The 18,822-nt window shown below is 38.3% G+C and carries 13 protein-coding genes and 1 riboswitch; of the genes, 6 read left to right on the top strand and 7 right to left on the bottom strand.

The features are described from left to right. Positions 1–295 precede the first annotated feature (295 nt). Positions 296–1,219: a GTP cyclohydrolase FolE2 gene (folE2, locus tag H4J73_RS11830; protein ID WP_182182200.1), complete on the bottom strand. Its 924-nt coding sequence runs from the start codon at positions 1,217–1,219 to the stop codon at positions 296–298. Positions 1,220–1,514: 295 nt separating this feature from the next. Here folE2 and H4J73_RS11825 point away from each other — a divergent pair, with 295 nt between their 5' ends. Continuing rightward, positions 1,515–1,862 (top strand): Hpt domain-containing protein, encoded by a 348-nt coding sequence (locus H4J73_RS11825; protein WP_182182199.1) that lies wholly within the window; start codon positions 1,515–1,517, stop codon positions 1,860–1,862. 73 nt (positions 1,863–1,935) lie between these two features. On the opposite strand, the gene arcA is transcribed toward H4J73_RS11825, so the two are convergent. The 3 genes from arcA to H4J73_RS11810 form a co-directional block, all read right to left on the bottom strand. Beyond that, positions 1,936–2,637: a two-component system response regulator ArcA gene (gene arcA, locus H4J73_RS11820; RefSeq protein ID WP_182182198.1), complete on the bottom strand. Its 702-nt coding sequence runs from the start codon at positions 2,635–2,637 to the stop codon at positions 1,936–1,938. A 209-nt stretch (positions 2,638–2,846) separates the two neighbouring features. Next, positions 2,847–4,421, bottom strand: a complete 1,575-nt coding sequence (locus H4J73_RS11815; RefSeq protein WP_259366666.1) for a sensor histidine kinase — start codon at positions 4,419–4,421, stop codon at positions 2,847–2,849. A 76-nt stretch (positions 4,422–4,497) separates the two neighbouring features. Further along, complete coding sequence (locus tag H4J73_RS11810; RefSeq protein ID WP_259366667.1) at positions 4,498–5,532, bottom strand: methyltransferase; 1,035 nt, start codon at positions 5,530–5,532, stop codon at positions 4,498–4,500. A 221-nt stretch (positions 5,533–5,753) separates the two neighbouring features. Here H4J73_RS11810 and H4J73_RS11805 point away from each other — a divergent pair, with 221 nt between their 5' ends. From H4J73_RS11805 to H4J73_RS11785, 5 genes are all read left to right on the top strand, one after another. After that, positions 5,754–6,995 carry a DsbA family protein gene (locus tag H4J73_RS11805; RefSeq protein WP_182182196.1) on the top strand — a complete coding sequence of 414 codons (1,242 nt, stop codon included), beginning with the start codon at positions 5,754–5,756 and terminating at the stop codon, positions 6,993–6,995. A 132-nt stretch (positions 6,996–7,127) separates the two neighbouring features. Next, positions 7,128–7,299: riboswitch (Lysine riboswitch) on the top strand. Between the two features lie 89 nt (positions 7,300–7,388). After that, positions 7,389–7,742, top strand: coding sequence for a hypothetical protein (locus H4J73_RS11800; protein WP_182223728.1), 354 nt, complete (start codon positions 7,389–7,391; stop codon positions 7,740–7,742). Positions 7,743–7,820: 78 nt separating this feature from the next. After that, entirely contained in the window at positions 7,821–8,570 is a 750-nt protein-coding gene (locus tag H4J73_RS11795; protein ID WP_182182194.1) for a 2,3,4,5-tetrahydropyridine-2,6-dicarboxylate N-succinyltransferase, read from the top strand. 26 nt (positions 8,571–8,596) lie between these two features. Continuing rightward, entirely contained in the window at positions 8,597–9,841 is a 1,245-nt protein-coding gene (locus H4J73_RS11790; RefSeq protein WP_182182193.1) for a PLP-dependent decarboxylase, read from the top strand. 42 nt (positions 9,842–9,883) lie between these two features. Then, positions 9,884–11,017, top strand: coding sequence for a succinylglutamate desuccinylase/aspartoacylase family protein (locus tag H4J73_RS11785; RefSeq protein WP_182182192.1), 1,134 nt, complete (start codon positions 9,884–9,886; stop codon positions 11,015–11,017). A gap of 198 nt (positions 11,018–11,215) precedes the next feature. On the opposite strand, the gene H4J73_RS11780 is transcribed toward H4J73_RS11785, so the two are convergent. From H4J73_RS11780 to H4J73_RS11770, 3 genes are all read right to left on the bottom strand, one after another. Further along, complete coding sequence (locus H4J73_RS11780) at positions 11,216–13,831, bottom strand: glycosyl hydrolase family 18 protein (RefSeq protein WP_182182191.1); 2,616 nt, start codon at positions 13,829–13,831, stop codon at positions 11,216–11,218. Positions 13,832–13,878: 47 nt separating this feature from the next. Further along, complete coding sequence (locus tag H4J73_RS11775) at positions 13,879–15,534, bottom strand: lytic polysaccharide monooxygenase (protein ID WP_259366668.1); 1,656 nt, start codon at positions 15,532–15,534, stop codon at positions 13,879–13,881. Positions 15,535–15,615: 81 nt separating this feature from the next. After that, positions 15,616–18,768 (bottom strand): glycosyl hydrolase family 18 protein, encoded by a 3,153-nt coding sequence (locus H4J73_RS11770; protein ID WP_182182190.1) that lies wholly within the window; start codon positions 18,766–18,768, stop codon positions 15,616–15,618. Positions 18,769–18,822: the final 54 nt, after the last annotated feature.

Below are 18,822 nucleotides of genomic sequence, written 5' to 3'. Positions count from 1 at the left end.
TTTAAATCAATATTATGTGATTATGTTAAATTTATTGACTTTTTGTAGAATTTTAAGCGCTAATCTCAATTGTTATAAGCGAGTTGAGAATGATTTATGTTTACTTTGTTGTAATTTAATTACATTTTTGTTTTTGTTAATAATAAATATGAGCAAACTACGTGGTGAATATTATTCATTTTTTATTCAGTAGTGTGTGTGGGGCGTAACGACAGGATTAAATATCAGACATAAAAAAGCCAGCATTAATTACTGGCTTTAAAGTTATATTGCAATTTTTTTCAAAAACAATGGCTTATGGTTGGTAGCCACCTTCAACACCTTTTGTCGTAATACTTACCGCGTCGTGGGCATGTAAAGATTCAAGGTGATTAATGCGAAGCCAAAAGTCGTCATATTCAGGCGTGTTATTCATTGCGTGCTGTAAACGGCGAGCGGCGTCCTCACAAAACATTAAATTTTGACCATTCAAACGGGCAAATTCTTGCTCATCTTCTCGTTTAACTGCCGCTTGAACAGGCGTTTTTAAGCAGTCTTCAATGATATCGACTAAAGCGGTAATCGGAAATTCATTAGTATTGGTATTTAGCTTAACTTTTAATTCAGCCACTGAACGTTGGCTATGAGGTGTGGCAACAATCCCTTCGGTCGTTCCAAGCCACTCGTGAATAGCATCTAAATCAGCTTGTTGATCGTTAAACTTTTCTTTAAAAGCTTTTTGAATTAATTGTCGAGCAAGAGCTGCAGAGCAAGGACAAGTAGACGAATATCTAACATCAACAGCAAGCTCAATATCAAGCTTTCCTTTATTTAAGCGGCCCGTTAATGTAACAGGGTATGCTTTCCAGCCTTGTTTACCACTTATTAGTGATTTTCTTCTTAGGTGATAATCGAAACGAAACTGTACTTTTGCATTATCACTCAGGTCATTATGACTGCTGATGAAAGCGTCAAGTAAAGTAACTAAGCTTTGAAAGTCTAAAGTATTACTGGTAGAAAGTTCGTCAAGTAACAAATACAAACGAGACATATGAATGCCTTTTGCTTGTGGTTCTTTTAAGTTTACAAACGCGTCAACAAAAGCAGAAACCATCCGCTCATTCTCACCTTGCGAAGCAACCATTATGGGCATTTCTATATTACTCATTCCAACCCAATCGAGCGTTCCTTCGGTTTGAGCGGTGGTGTGGTTGGCGATATCAGGCATTAATGTGGACATTTCTACTCCAGAGTTTCTAACACGCTATGTAAAGGGCTTTTTGAAACTTCAGTACATAACAAACTTATTAAGGGCGCGTATTCTAACGTATATTTGGTTGCAGATATAGCGGCAGTTCTTTTTTAAGTACCTTAGGTACATAAGTTACTGAAAGACTGTGTATTCATGAGGTTTTCTGTTTGTTAAGAATTTTTAAATCAATGTAAATGAAAGACATTTGTTTAATGACATCGCTGTTCATCTTGTTACAATGAATGATATTACGCCGCTATAAATATAATTAAAGGTAGGATTTGTGAATAATATCGAACCGTTAGATGTTAATTTATTAGAGGGATATTTAGATAGTTTAGGCCAAGATATCCTTCAACAAATGTTGGATTTATATATCCAGCAATCAAAGACCTATATTGAAGAAATAACTGATGCTTTTGAAAAAAAGTCACAAGATTTATGGCAAGCACGATGTCATAAAATGAAGGGTGCTACAGGCAGTGTTGGTTTGTTGGCCACTCATGCGAAGCTTGTTGCGGTAGAAAAAATTTCAGGGCAATGGTCAGAAAAGTCAATACATATTTCTGAGTTAATTGACCTTAATAAACAAGCGATTACCGCTTTTAAAACATGGTTAGCATCAAAGTAAATTATTGTCTTAAACAACTAAAAAGGGGAAGCAATTATTGCTTCCCCTTTTTAGTTGTTTATTATTTAATTGCTTAATCTACAGAGCCAATAAAGCGATATCCTTCACCGTGAATGGTGTTAATTAATTCAGGCGCATCAGGTACTGACTCAAAATGTTTGCGTAGGCGTCTAATCGTTACATCAACAGTGCGATCATTTGAACGAAGGTCACGACCTGTCATTTCTTTAATGAGTTGCTGGCGAGTGACAATCTGGCCTGTATTTTCAATTAACAAGCGTAATGCACGATACTCGCCACGCGGTATCGCTAAAACCTGTCCGTCAGGAGCGGTCATTTTTCTTGAATTGCCATCAAGTGACCATTCGTTAAAAGTGATCACTGCTTTTTCAACTTCATTCTTTGTTTGACCAATACGATTAAGAATATTTCGCGCGCGTATCGTTAGTTCACGGGGATTAAACGGTTTCGTTAAATAGTCATCAGCACCAATTTCTAACCCCAGTATCTTATCTATATCACTGTCACGACCAGTTAGGAATATTAAACCTAGTTCATTGTTGCTGGTGAGTTCCCTCGCCAATAACAAACCATTTTTACCTGGAAGATTAATATCCATAATGACTAGATTAATTGTGTTTTTTTGTAGCTGAGTATCCATGCTCTCACCGTCGGTAGCCTCAGAGACTTGATAGCCTTCGGCTTCAAATAAGTTACGTAGGTTAAAGCGTGTAACATCTTCGTCTTCTACGATAAGTATGTGAGGTTTTTGCATGTTTTTTTTCCACTCTTTATGTATTTGGCAATAATGTTTACTGTATGTTAGTTATAGCTGAGAATTATATTAACGCTATGTTACTAATGCTGATTTTGTTAATTATTTATACAATTAATTGTATGGTATAGAACCACTAACTAAAAAACAATCAAGATTATGAGTTTCTTCATTTTCAACAATAATTTATATGACTACCTTTAGTCTTTTTACATGACTTGTATTGGGATAATTATTTTGAAATTGACACCACTTTCAACATCACTAATAAAGGATATCTTTCCACCTAAAGCCTGTGTCACTAAATTATAAACCAGGTGTAAACCTAAACCACTGCCACCAGAACCCCGTTTTGTTGTGGTGAAGGGCTCAAAAATTTTATTCATTATAGAAGGCTCAATACCTCTGCCGTCATCTTGGTAGTTAATTGTTAGCATATTGCTATCAATACTGACTTGTATATATATCGAACCATATTTTCGTTGATCAAATCCATGGGTAATAGAATTTTGTATTAAATTAATAATAATTTGATTAATTGGACCAGGTTTACTTTTAATCATAAGTTCGCTTGGACAGTCGACATTTATAATAAAAGGTAATTTTTTAATTTGTGGAGCTAAAGTCAATAAAATTTCGTCAAGCAAATTTTTGATGTTAAACGAACGAGCTTCTTCACTTGATTGGTCAACCGCAACTTTTTTGAAACTAGATATTAATGTTGCTGCACGTTTTAAATTGCGATAAATAATGGCAGTATTCTCTTCTCCCTCAATGAGAAACTTTTTCAATTGACTAGATTTTAAGGTTTTATCATCAAAAGCTTTTTTGATTTCTAATAGGCGATCCGATAATAATGTTGAAGCGGTAACACCTAAACCTATTGGGGTATTTACTTCATGCGCTACACCCGCAACCATATCTCCTAATGAAGCCATTTTTTCACTTTCAACAAGTTGCCCTTGAAACTGGTGCAGTTTTTCTAATGTAGACAGCAATTCATGGTTTGAATCTTTTAAGGCTTGGGTGCGTTTGTTTACTTTATCTTCAAGATCTTTATTTTGTTGATAAGTAAGCTGTTTGGCATCTGATAAATTCGCTAATTGTGTCTCAGCTCTGTTAAGTAAAATGTTTATATTGAGTGCAAGAATATCAAGTTCTTTAAAAGGCATTTGCCCAATACGTAAATTGAATCTTTTATGTTTTGAAATATCTTGTATCTTATTTGCCATATCTGACATAGGAATAGTGATAAAGCGGTTAAGTATTATTGTCAATAAAAGTGTCACGATAATAAGCATGAAAATAATGACGCTATAGCGTAAGAACATATTGTTTTTTATGCGTTTAATATAGTCAGTACTGACTTGTATATAAACGTAGCCAACTTTTTTATCTTGCTGGGTGACCGGGACCATAAGCTCTATAATATGAGCACTTATCTTTGCGGAAGATAACTCCACTATTTTATCTGTTTTTTTGAGTATAGGAGAGCTCATACTTTTATTATAGTTCGCAAAAAAAACTATGCCTTCAGGCTCAGGGGATAGTTTATAAATATGAATGTGGCTAATATAAGGGACAGATTTGAGCATTGACAAATAATGATTAATCAATTGGGTTTCATTATTAACAAGATTGGTACTGTTAGCATTTGCGATAAGCTCAGCCCAATATTTTGTGTTAGTTGCCGCGTCTTTTTTTGTATCTTCAATAAATAAATTAGCGATGATAAAAGAAGAAAGAGTAACAAACAATACAATGAAACCGATGTTCATAATCATCAGTTTTCTCTTTAATGAGTGAATGTGTTTCATTTTTTCCATACTTTTATAGTAACTTAAATTTTATATTGAGCAATTAAATTGAACAATGATAAAGCGAGAAACCTTTTTGCTTAGCTAAAATTTGTGTTCTGCCAATCGCTTCTTCCATTATTGGTTGATAACGTAAAAAACTATTAGCAACAACAATTACTTGTCCTTTGGGCTTTAAATGAGGTTTTATTTTTGATAGAAATGTTTCAGTTGCTTGATAATTTGTTTTTAGCCCTTGATGAAAGGGAGGATTTGAAATAACGAAGTCGTACTTGTCTTTAACTTCAGATAGACTGTTTGATGGAAAAATGTGACCCGTTAAATTATTTAATTTTAAGGTTGCCTGGGCTGAATATAAAGCTAACGCATTAACATCAAGTAAATGTAAATCGATACCGGGGAATAGTTTGCCAAAGTAACTTGCGATAACACCGGCACCACATCCAAAATCGAGCAGTTTACCTGTTACCTTTTTAGGTATATTTTCTAATAAAACTTGTGTTCCGATATCAAGACCGTTTTGACTGAATACACCCGGTAATGCGACCACGTCTATAAGGGTATTTTTAATCGTAAATGAGTATGGTTTTAACCAGTTTTCTAAAATAAACGTTTCTTGTGTCGCCAGTAAATTGGCCGCAAATAATAAGCAATGGCGAGCAGCATCAATTTTTGCACAATCTCCAAGCTGTTCGCGAGTTAGTTTTTCTAAAGATTTAATGCCACTTTTATTTTCGCCGATAACTAATATTAAGCAATCTTTCGATACGACACTTGCAATCATCGCTAGGGTAAAGGTTAACTCCGCCTTACTTTTAGGGAATTGAACAATAACTAAATCGTGTTCAATATCACTTTGATAACAGGCACTAAATACAGCGTTCATTTGAGATAGTTGCAGCTGTTTAGCTTGTAAATGAAATTGATAATTAGTGTTGTAACATGTCATCAACGCGTTGGGGTGAAGTGAGTGGTATTCTTCAAAAAAATCGTCAACAGGTAAATTAATAAATAAAGGGGCTTTTGCCGGCAGTAAGTCGGTATTACGTAGCAGTAATTGATTGATGTTATCTAACAAAGTGATTCTCAAATGATTTGATTATGACGTTAATAATAATACGGTTTAAATGATAAATTAATTAACGGTATTTTATACGCTTAACGACAAGATATGTTTATAATGTCGCCATTCTACGTGAATATTATAATCATGTCAGAAACGGCAATAATAAATTTGAAAAACACCATATAATATTGAGGGAGAGGAGTATTTTTACTAAAATTTTTACTTGGTTTAAAGTGAGATTGATACGCAGTGACAAGCGAGCATGGGTGTTAAAACTTCGTTATTTTACTGTACCTAACTGGTTTAGAAAAACGCCTGTTGCCGAAGTTTATTTAGCACTTAACGACCCTTATAGCTTTATGCTTATTCAAGTGCTGCCTGAGTTAGAACAACGCTTTAATATTCAATTTAAACTGTTTTTAGTTTACGAAAGTGTGCCAGGGGTGACAATAGATCCAAAATTAATGCGTACTTGGGCGATTAAAGACGCTAACTTTATTGCTGATCAATATCAACTCAAAAAAATAACGCAAAAACCTACACAAGAATCACTCTTTACTGGTCAGCAAATGTGGCAATTGCGACCTAAAACATTAGATAATGCATGGCAGCTTTTCCAGGAAACGTGGTTTAATGAATTTGATTATTATTATCACGCTTCTACGCCGGTAATTAATTATCAAATTAAAAATTTAATGCGTTTGGTTAAAAAAGGTCATTATTTACCTTCTTCGATTTTCATTGCAGGCCAATGGTTTGTTGGTATCGATAGACTTGAGCATTTAGAAAAACGTTTGGCTGATTTTGGCTTAGCAAAAGATAACAGTACTGCTGTTTATCAAAAAAACAAACTCGTATTTGCCGAGCAGTCAACGAAAGAAATTATTACAGATAACGCTGGCAACCATACGCTAGAGGTTTTTATTTCATTGCGAAGCCCTTATTCTTATATTGGGTTATTACAAGCAGAGAAGTTAAGTCAGCATTATAATATACCGTTAAAAATAAAGCCTTTATTACCGTTGGTTATGCGCGGATTAACGATTACAGAAAACAAAGAGCGTTATGCTGTTTTTGACGCCAGTCGTGAAGCCAAGAAGCTTAATATTCCTTTTACAGGAATCACCGATCCTTTAGGGCAAGGTATTTTTAATGCTTTTCAAATTTTTTCCTATGCAGAGCAACAAAATAAAGATCTCGCTTTCATTAAGTCTGCGTTTAACGCTATATATGTTAACGGCTTAGACTTATCGCATAAATCGGTGATCGAATCTTTGTGTCAACAGCATGCATTAAATTATGATGAAGCATTAGCATACAATAATGCACATGATTGGCAACAATGGTCTGACTTTAACCAAAGCACAATAGACAGTATGGGATTATGGGGCGCTCCATGTTTTCGTTTTCAAAATGTGACTTGTTGGGGGCAGGACCGTTTGGCACAAATAGAGCAAGCGATTATTGCCTCATAAGATATAATATATCAGTATGACACCTATTTATACGCCTGTTGACTCAACATTAGAATAAATGTTCTAATGTTGTTGTCCTGAATTCAATAACGTCGTTGCTTGGTTTTTTACACAAGCAAGGCTGAATGATAAAGGGTCAGAAGAGGAGCATTAACCAGGTAGTTATCATAAAGAGATCAAACTCTGACGATTGATAATGAGGGGGATTAATGCCGAGGTAAATGAATTTTTGATAATTTATTTATCGGTTGTTTGGGTTGAATCCTAGCAATTGTCACCAATTTGGTGGAGAGCTTCTGGCCTTTGTAAAGCCAATGCTCACCAATGAAGTGATTATTATTTTGGCTGCTACAAACGCCTAAAAGTTCTCCGAACGAACAGAGTTCGAGAGAAATGAATCAAATAAAACATTCAAAAAATATTAGCTTAAACGCTACCCCAACACTCCATCATTCTATGTTATGGACCGCTTTAATGACGCCATTACTTGATGGCGTTGAAATCGCCCCTACTCGCCTAAAAAAAATAGCCATTAGCCCGTCTGATGTTGCTAATAGCATTTTGCTACTTGCATGTAACGTTTGGCAACATACAAGGCTTGAATACCTCCAACCTTTACTTGCTGGCAATAGCCACGGGTTACTTCAACATCAGAAAAACTTACTTGCCAAGCTTTTTCAAGTCGCAAGGGCAACCTCAATTAAAAAAGGTATACCACCAAAGATAATGATCTTAATGCGCTGTTAGCGTTAAAAAATTATTAATCAACAACATAAGCATCAAGCTAAATATTCCCTTTAAAAATTTAATTAAGAGTAATTCAAAATGAATTGGCAAGAAACGTTAATACAGTTAGAAGCAGGTACGGTACGAGCAGCAAATCAAGACGAGCATGGTCACTGGCAGGCTAATGTCGCGGTAAAAGAAGCGATATTATCAGCATTTAAAGCGGGAGAAAATATTGCTTTTGAAGGTGTTTATAAAGGCTTTGTTGATAAACATAACTTGCCTGCACGTGAATTTACTACTGATGATAAAGTACGATTAGTGCCCGGTGGTTCATCAGTTCGCCGGGGTGCTCATGTTGCAGCTGGTGTGATTATTATGCCACCAGCTTATATTAATGTGGGGGCTTTTGTTGATACCGGAACTATGATTGACAGCCATGCATTAATTGGTTCGTGTGCTCAAATTGGTAAAAATGTACACGTGTCAGCTGCGGTTCAAATTGGCGGTGTTTTAGAGCCTGTCGGAGCTAGCCCTGTGATCATTGAAGACGGCGCTTTTTTAAGTGCTGGTGTGGTAATTGTTGAAGGCCTAGTCGTGAAAAAAGGGGCAGTTTTAGCGCCAGGTGTTTCACTTTCAGCGTCAGTGCCTGTTTACGATTGTGTCAATCAGGTCATGCTTGAAAAAGGTGCTGACATTCCTGAGCGAGCTGTTGTCGTTCCGGGTACGCGACCAGTTTCCGGCGAATGGGCTAAATCACAGGGGTTGAATATGGCTTGTGCATTAATCGTTAAATACCGTGATGAAAAAAGTAATGCATCGTTAGAACTTGAATCAATTTTACGTTAAGCAATAGCAGATAAAATAGGAATATCATGGCTGAATTAGTGAATAGTGCCCATTGTTTTGATTCTCCCGCAGCGATTGAATTAATTGCTGCGTTAAAAGAACAACACCCTGAAAGTGCCGAACAGGCTGGTTACTTTGTTTATCATCTGGATGCGCTAAAAGCTCATTTGGCAGAACTGCAACGCCAAGATGTGATCAAACTATGGTTTGCGGTAAAAGCGAACCCGTTATCTACCATCATTCAAACCTTAGACGGTGCTGGTTTTAATTTTGATGTGGCGAGCACTGGCGAATTAAGCCAAGTGTTAAAACAGGGAGTTGCACCTGAACGTATCTTAAATACCGGCCCCGCAAAATCTAAAGCTCAAATAACGTCATTTATTGATCAAGGTGTTAATGTTTTTGTGGCTGAAAGTTTGAATCAATTAATTTGGTTAAATGAAGCGGCCATTGAAAGTAAGGTTAAGCCACAAGTTTTACTGCGCGTGCAGTTGCAATGGCCAGAGGGTGACAAAAATCCTTTAGGGGGGAATAGCCTAACGCCTTTCGGTTTATCGGTAGCGCAATGGCAAAGTATTCGCGTGACTGATTTTCCTGATATTGAAATTTGTGGTCTTCATATTTTTCAATGGGGCAATATGCTCAGCAATGAAAAAATGTTTTCATTGTGGTCACAAATGGTACCGCCATTAAAGCAATTAGCTGATGATATTGGTATGGCACTGAAAATATTAGATTTAGGGGGAGGTTTAGGCATCGATTATTTGCAGCAAGGCGCTACGCTGTCTTGGCCGCAAATATTGATTGATCTCGCTATAATAAAACAACAAGCAGGTGTTGAAGAGTTATGGTTAGAGTTGGGACGCTTTGCGGTAGCTGAATGTGGTTATTACGTAGCACCGGTTGTTGATAGAAAGGTAAATTATGGCCAAGAGCAATTAGTATTGGCGGCAGGCATTAATCATTTATTGCGCCCAGCAATTACTGAACAGCCTTTTCCGGTAGATTTACTCCGAACGTCTTCACATGAAAAGCAGTTGTTCGACATTCATGGTCCGTTATGTACGAGCATGGACAAACTGGGCAAACACGCTTTACCTGCTGACGTCTCTGTTCACGATCCACTTATTTTTGGTTATTGTGGAGCATACGGTTTTACTGAAAGCATGCCGTTCTTTCTTTGTCATCATATCGCGGCGGAATATGTTTTTAGTCAAGGGAAGTTAATTGAAATAAGAGCGTCACAACCTGCTGATTGGTATTTACGGTAGCGTTAAACCAATGAGTTTAAGACTTAAGATAAAGTGAAAATTATGAACGAAATAAAAAAAGAAGTTATGCATGTCGGTGAAATGGCCAGTGGCGCTGCGCTCACCGTTCCAGTTTATCGCATAAAAGGGCATTGTGATGCACCCAGTGTCTATATTCAAGCGAATATGCACGGCGCAGAAGTGCAAGGCAATGCGGTTATTTTTCAATTATTAGAATTATTACATAACACTCAAATTAACGGCGATATTACGTTAGTACCATATGCGAACCCTGTTGCGTGTAACCATAAAAATGGCGAATACACACTAGGTAGGTTTGATCCCATCACGGGTGTGAATTGGAATAGAATGTATCATTTTGATGAAAGTATTATTAAACCATTCGTGCGTGAGTGTATCGGTAAATCAAACCAAGTTATTGAAGCTAATTTCAAAAAATTGATGATCGAAAGTATTGAAGAAAAACTTAACCATAATATTTATGGGCTAACGACCGGACAACGCATTGCTTATCAATTACAGCGTTTAGCACATCAAGCTGACTACGTTTTAGACTTACATACCGGCCCTATTTCAAGTAAACATTTATACTGCCCTGAATATGCACAAGACAGTGCCAAATACTTTGATATTCCACATACATTATTAATTCCTAATGACTTTGATGGTGCCTTAGATGAAGCAACATTCTGCCCATGGTGGTCATTACAAGATGCTTTTGCTGAATTAGGTATCGAATTTTCGATTAGTTCAGCGTCTATTAATAAAGAAAGCTTTACCGTTGAATTAGGCTCTCAAGAACAGATAGATCTTGATGTTGCGTTAGAAGATGCCAAAAGCATCATGAATTATTTACAGTATAAAGGGGTGATTATTACGACAGAATATCAGCCCAAAACGATGACGCGTTACGGCTGCTATTTAAAAGACTACAACGCTTTTTATTCGCCAATGGGCGGAATGGTCGATTATTTAGCTGAATTTGGCGAGCCTTTAGCTGCTGGTGAGCCGCTTGCGAGAATTCTTCGTATGGATAATTATGGTGATGGAGACCCGCTGCATTATATTTCACTTGATAAAGAAGTGATTCCAATCTTACATTTTGCCTCAGCGAGTGTGAACCAAGGCACAGAGTTATATAAAGTTTTTAGTGAGTATTTTAAATTAACAGTTTAAAAATAATGGCTGGTAGAATTTGATAACGAATTAAGTACTTTGAACCTAGATCTCATTTTTATAATTGCTATGTCAGTACTCTTAGTCGAACCAATATACTTATCGAAAGATCAGCCTAGTTTCTAACAGTAGGCACTAATAGTTACGTTATACAGGTGTAACTATTAGTGCTTTATCATTTAACGTAAACTTTATTTTTTATAGTTTTGTCCAAACATTGGCCGCACCAGGTGTGTTTCCTTTTGTCCACCATTGAGCTTGATATTTGTTATTGTTATAAATAACTTGGTCTCCTGCGTTATAAATAGTCGTTGCTTTCCAATCACGAACTTGACCGTTATCAGGAATGACTTCTTCCCATGGTCCAACATCATCAGGCTGGTCATTTCTGGTCCACCACTTAGCTCGGTATTCGACACCGTTGTATTTAACTTTGTCACCCGTGTTGTAAATGGTATTAGAATCCCATGTTGTAACACCGCCACTGTCGGTGTTTTTTACGGTTACTTTGAAACTTTTATTCGCTATTGATTTGCTATCAGAAACGTCAACCGTGACGGTATATTGAGTATCCTGAGTAACATCATTGGCTAAAAGCGTGACATTAGCACCATTGCCTTGTTGTGTTAGTCCCGCAGGTACAGACCAGCTGTAGGTCAAATTGTCGTTATCAGCATCAGTTGCAATAACATTTACCGCTGCGCTTTTGTTTTCATCAAGGGTAATATCAGCTAATGCTTCAATAACAGGAGGATTATTAGGAATATCATCAGCTAGTACGGTCACTGTCGTTGATTTTGTAACAGTTGCTTTACCATCAGAAACACTGAGAGATAGTACATACTCAGTGTTTTGCGTAACGTTAGGTGCGGTAATAGTTACCGTATTTGTATTGCTACCCGAAGCAGCTAAAACAGGGGGAATAATCCAACTGTACGATAAAGGGTCGTTATCACTATCGGTTGCTGTTGCTTCAATGGCTAACGCATCGCCAGCATTAATCGCATATGTTGGCGTTAGATTTACAATAGGTTTGTTATTTGGCAGAGTTCCTCCGGCTAAACCCTCATGCATCGCGTTAAGAATGTCACCATTATCGGCATCTATTTCCCACGCAAATAGTCCAGCTAAGCCTAAACTCCGTACATATTGTCCTTTAGCATTCACAGAACGAGGGCTGTCATAAGTGACTAACGTACCTGATGTTTTATTCCAAACATAAGCAGCCTCAGCTTGTTCATCATAAAAGGTTTCAAAACCATTAATGCCTTCGCCAGATGCGCCAATCATCACCTTTTTAAGTCCTTTATAATCTTGGATGCCAGGTTCCCAAACTCCATTGGCTGTAGTTCCCGTTAGTTTGCCGGTTCCTTCTGCCGTCATGGGATTACCACCTTGGGTATTCGTTTCTTTAACGCCTTCCCAGCCACGACCATACATTGCCGTACCCACAACAAGTTGTGAGGCTGGCACACCTTGAGCTAATAATTGCTGAATACCATGGTCAGTAGTGTAGGCAGGGCCTTTACGTGGTTCGCCTGCATCGTCTACACCTGAACCGTCACATGCTCCTGCAGATAAATGCTCGCCACAATAAATGCCGGTTTGATGGCCCGTTACATTACTCCAGCCACCAAAAAAGTCATAACTCATTGCAAAGATATAATCCATATACTGAATAGCTTGGCCGTAATTCACGTCTTCAATTTTGTCGTAACCTACACCAATTGCTGAGGTTAGCTGATATTCACGACCAGTATCTGCTTCAAGTTCATCAAGCATGGCACGTAATTCAGCCATTAACGCAACATAAGCTGGGCCATCGTTGACTGGGTCGCCTAAATCTGGATTTGGTCCACTACCACCGGGATATTCCCAGTCAATATCGACACCGTCGTAAAACTTCCAAGTTTGTAGGAACGTTTTCATTGAAGCAACAAAAGTGTCGCGATTGGCTTTGTCGGTAAAACCGTGGAAAGGATCAGAGAGTGTCCAGCCACCTACTGAAGGTAAAATTTTCAAATCTGGGTAGCGTTGTTTTAATGCCATTAACTGCGCATAAGTACCACGAATGGGGTCTGTAGCATCAATGCCCGGCAATGCCTTTTGGAAAGCTGCAAATGGGTCATGCACAACAACTTCATAGTCAGCAGAGCCAACACAAGCTTTTTGTAGTACCCGCCAACTATTACCATTTTCAATTTCTTTTAAGGATTCATTTGCTCCACAAATTGGAATAAAACCATAAAGTATATGGGTTAAATTTTGCGCTGGAATATTTGATACATCGAAATCTCTACCATAAATACCCCACTCAACAAAATAAGCGCCAACAACAGTATCTTGCTGATGTTGATAGGTTTTATTATTCGGATTTACATCCATAGTTAAGGGTTGTAGGTGACTGCCATCCGTATCGGCAATAACAAGCGCTTTAGCGTCACTGCGGACACAGCCGTCGGCATCACAGAGTTCGATTGTTAAATTATGACGACCAGATTTACTATATGTAAAATTAATAACACCACTGTTACTACCTGGCGTTAAGTTCCCTTCATTGACCATTATATCGTCAAAGTACACTTTATAATTATCACCACCAGTACCGCTCCACGCATTCCATTTAATGTTAATATCAACTTGCGTTTTCGTGGTGACTAAATCTTTGTATGAACCTTGCCCATCAAGGTTTACTTGCACAAAAGAATAATCTTGTGGCGCCCAATCAATACTAGGTTTTGATGCGGTTGCCAACACTTGCCATGAAGCGATAACCGTACTGATAGCACAAGCTGTTAATAATAATTTTTTCATTTTTTATCTCTCTTATTGTATGTATATTGTTGGTCATTATTTTACTGTTATCGTTTTTCCCATACCTCACTCAAATTGGGCTCATCACCCTTAGTCCACCACTTAGATTGATATAAGTTATTATTGTGAGTGACGTTACTACCGCCGGGATAAGAAGTTTCAATGTTCCAGAGTGGACCGTCATCATTGTCGAGGACTACTTCATTCCAAGTATTGCTACTGCTGGGTTGTTGATTTTTATTCCACCATTTAGCTTGATACGTTTTATTTTGATAACTGACTTTATCGCCAGTGCTATAAGCCTGACTTGATAGCCACTTAGCTATGTTAGGTAAATCTGTTAGGTTATTCACCGTGACGTTAAACAATTGAGTTGTGGTGAGCTTTCCATCAGATACAGCTACAGAAACTTGTCGTGTTTGTTCACTGTCAACATCAGCTGCTGTGATAGTAATATCTGCATTTTCACCTGAAAAAGTTAAAGGTGCAGGTACGGTCCAGTCAAAAGTTAGCGGATCGTTTTGATCGTCAAAAGCATGTACATGCATACTGGTTTCGCTTTGCTCGTCTAGCGAGAAGTCAGTAATATCGTGAACAATAGGTGCAGTGTTTTCAGTCTGAGCGATGACAGACAAGGTAAAACTGTAATTGCTGTTCGTTACCCAGACTTGGTTAGATAATATATTTTCTCTATCAAAAATAATGTCATTATTTGATGATGAATTACTGAGGTTTTTAACGCCAATTTTAATATGCTGGTTATAGCTTTCGTTAAGCTGGGCAGCAAAGTCTTCTTGCCATGTTTCGGCATTATTGCCGTTAACCAAAAACTGCTGATTAAGGAGTTCTTGGCCATCGGCATTGAAAAGCCTTGCCCATGGCGAATCTCCAACATTTGCGTTTTGACCTTGTTTGATAAAATAAGCAATGGCTTGCCACTCATCCGGTTCAACATCGTCGCGCACAATGGTTATATCGCTACAGTTATAAAAGCCTTCACCCACAACATCAACCCGTTGCCAATGGCTATAAAGTAAAGCATCTCCAACACGGTCAGCAGGAATATGCACGTCCATATTGTAATAACGATTACCGTCTGACGATTTGGTAAAATCAATATTGCCATGCTCTTGAACCAATTCAAGATCTTGCCAGCGCAATATATCAGTACTCGCGTTAAAGTTGGGTTTACTGAGATATATTCGCCAAAAACTGGGGTTGTGCGGTGTTTGTGCATTAAAACGAACTTGAATATTGTTGTCACCGTTAGGCATAACTTCTGTTTTTTGCCAATAAGGTGAAGCTAAATTAACACCGCTTTTTTCTGCAGAACCCGCACCACAAAGTGTGCCGTCGGGTATCGCGGCTTCAATAGCCTGTTGATTATGATAATCAGCTACATTTACTGATATTTCATGTTCTTGAATAAACTGTACGTAGCCAGAATCTAGAAATGCGGCTCGACAAGCTAAATTGGGGATATTCGAACCATCGGCAGGCCACCAAAATCCACCTTGCGCTTGGCAAATTGATTGCCTTGCTTTCGGGTTGTCCATAAAAGCATGTGCTTGGCTTTTTGATGAAACGGTTAACATGCCAGCACAAGCTAATAGGCCTAGAGCGGTAGGTAATATTTTATTGCTTTTTTTCTTTTCAAATCTTCTAGCATTTTTATATGGACTTTTATCATTGTGATTTTTCATGATGTGAATCTCTGTTGCCCCTCTTTAATGGTTAATAAAGTCTCACCATTAAAGAGGGGTACTGCGTGAGTTAAGGTGATTTTATAAACGACAAACTTCTAGCCAATCAGCTCCGCCAGGCTCAGATTTAGTCCACCATAAGGCTTTCCATACCACGTTGTTGTGCACCATCATGTCGTTTGCATTTGCATGGTCGGGATTTCCTTGCCAGTCTTTACGTGGAAAGTTTGGGTACACAGGCAACTCATCGACGTTAATGCCGTCACAGGTTGTTCCGTCGCCATTACCGTCGTCATTATCATCTGCAGTTGCCTCGGGTAAATCAGGGTATTCAGCTTTGAACGCATAGGTTTTACCGTCTTTTTCAAGGGTGAAATTGGCCGGGCCGGTAAAAGGCATGTAATACATCACTTGTGCAGCAACGGTTTCTCCTGTTTTAAAGGATTCAGTTACACCACCAAATTCATTGAGTAAAGTGATAGCGAATCGATGAAACTCGTTTTCAAATCCGCCAATATTATTACTTGCTGCATTTGAACCATTGGCTTCAATAGTCATTTTCAATTTCTTCTGGGAATTCCAGTTAGATTGAAAAATGGCAGAGGTTGATACGGGTACATCAAAAGATATTTTAGCGCCAGATAGATCGAGCTCTGAATTGTTAGTGAATGAAAAGGTTGGGCTTATTGGATAATTGTCGTCACCTACAGGGAAGTCTTTGGCGGTAAAAATAATATCGACCACTTTTTCTGGCGGGGTAAAGTCAGGGTTACCCATGTGCACATCATATAAGGTACCGCTTTGACGAAACTTATCATAAGCGATTGTTGTCATTGTTGAACCCATGTAATATTCCTGTTTACTTTGGTCGTAATCAAAATCGCCAGCAAGTTCCCAAAACATCACCCCGCCTAAGCCATTATTAATTACATAATCAACTTTGGTGGCCATCGACTCTTCGTCTTCAATCGATAAGAACACCTTTTTCTCGTTATTCCATAACCATGGGGCAACGGCAACTGGTTCATAGTGGCGTTGATATGTGCCGATAAGTTTGTCTTCTGGGTCTGTTTCCGGCGTTACACCATAAGCACCAATGTAGCTACCGTATTTTCCATCAGCTAAGTTTTTTACGTGCCATAAAGGGTTACTTCCGGCGGCAACTTCATTATCGTTTTCAATGTCATGCCACAAATTGTCGATACCAACAGCGCCATTACCACAACTATTTTTATCACCTTTACCCGTACCATTTGTGCATGAAGTCTGATCAGGTAATGCCGCTTGTCCCCATAAACCATTGGTACCACCCGACACATCTCTAAAGCCGCGGGTATAATAAGGAATACCAATATTGATACGCCCTGCTGATAAAGCGCCCCGGAAATAACGTACCGCCCAGTCAGTATTTAAGTAGCCAATACCTTCAAACTCTTTTGTGCCATATACATTCCAAGCCGCTAATTCTGAATCTTCACCTGTGTCATACAACGCGGCATTTGGACCCACATGAGAATTCCAAGCACCGTGTAAGTCATAAGACATGATATTTACGTAATCTAAATATTGAGTCGCTTGAAAGGTTTCCATACCACGAAGCAAGTAACCAGATGAAGGTGACGCTATGGTCAATAGGTAATGTTGTTCATCTGCATCTCCGGCTTTATCTAACGTTTCACGTAATGATTTCATTAACGTTAAATAAGATTTATGCAACGCTGCACGACGTGGGTTCGAGAATTCAAAGTCATCAGGGTGACCCGAGTCAGACATCGATGAGGGGTATTCATAATCAATATCGGCACCGTCAAAACCATATTTTTTGATGAAGGTTACAACACTGTCACTAAATGCTTTAATCCCCGCATGATTAATACTGCCATCAGCATTCGTGGTCATTGTATAAAAGCCACCGTTAGCAACACGACCTGTTTCATTAAAATAGCCGCCTGTTTCAGCCCAGCCACCGATTGAAATTAAGGTTTTAACATGAGGATATTGTTTTTTATATTGAGTTAATAAATTGAAGTGGCCTTTATACGGCAGGTTTGTATCAAGTTCAGCACCGACAATACCCGGCCATTCCATGTTGGTTGCAGGATTGTTTTCTGCGCTTGGATCGCCAATCGATACTTGGTAATTAGCATCAATATGTGCAAAAGCATAATTTATATGGGTAATTTTATCCCAAGGAATATCATTAACTAAGTAACTAGGCTGTCCATTTGCACCATTGCGCCAACTCGTGAAATAGCCAATGACACGACGGGGGTGGTCTGCGCCCATTTCTTCGCGGCCATTAGCATCGTAAACCGTACAATAGGGGGTGTTAACATTTTCGGTTTGATATAAACCACTTGGCTGACACGCTGTGCGATCGTTATTTGGGTCTTCTACTTCAACAATATTAACAAAAGCACTTGTACTTGTGTCGACACTATTATCGTTATCTGTTGCTTTTAAAAAAAATTCAACTTGTCCTATTTCACTCGCTTGCCAAGTAAAATTGGCACTGCTATTCGTCGATGTGAACAATGACTGATTGTCAGCAAATAATTCAAGCCCAGTAATGGTTCCGTCACTGTCTGTTGCACTTAGTGCAAAAATGACTTCATCGCCAATATGTACTTCACTTGGCTGCGCTGAAATAATTAACTGGGCAACGGGCGCTTTATTATCAGGCGGATTATCTACTTCTGTAATGATTAAGTTCAAAGAGCTACTTGTAGTAAAAGCTTGCTTATCATCATAAGTTTTAACGGTAAAACTATGGGCGCCTTTTAAGGCTACCCACGTTAGTTGTGAAGTAGAAGATTGCAGTGTTGACAGTAAAGATCCATCAAGAAAGACTTCACTACGGTCAATACTACCATCGGAGTCTTGTGTTAAAAAAGTAATGACAACGCTGTCATTTTCGGTTAAAGAAGAATTATTTATAGGCGAAACCCAACTTACCGTCGGCGGAGTATTTTCATCAGTGTCTCCTTGGCACTCCCCCAAGTTTTTCCATTCTTGCCACGGTCCTGATTTTTTCGTGGGATCTGATTGATTCCACCATTCTGCTTCAAAGCCTTGTCCTTGAGCTACTACTTTTTTACCCTCGGTATAAGTACCTCCAACCATCCATTCGTCAAGAACACTACAGTCTATCAGTGCAGCCTGTACTGAATTTGTCATCAGTAATAACGATGAGACACTGATACTCATGAGCGCTTTTAGCTTAATTCTATTCATATTATCCCTTATCATAGTCATGTTAACCTTTTGTTACAGATAAACTAACCGTAA

Source organism: Colwellia sp. MB3u-41 (assembly GCF_014076845.1).
Taxonomy (GTDB): domain Bacteria; phylum Pseudomonadota; class Gammaproteobacteria; order Enterobacterales; family Alteromonadaceae; genus Colwellia_A.
Note: the sequence above shows the minus strand (reverse complement) of the source record. Positions and strands in the feature narration are given on the sequence as shown.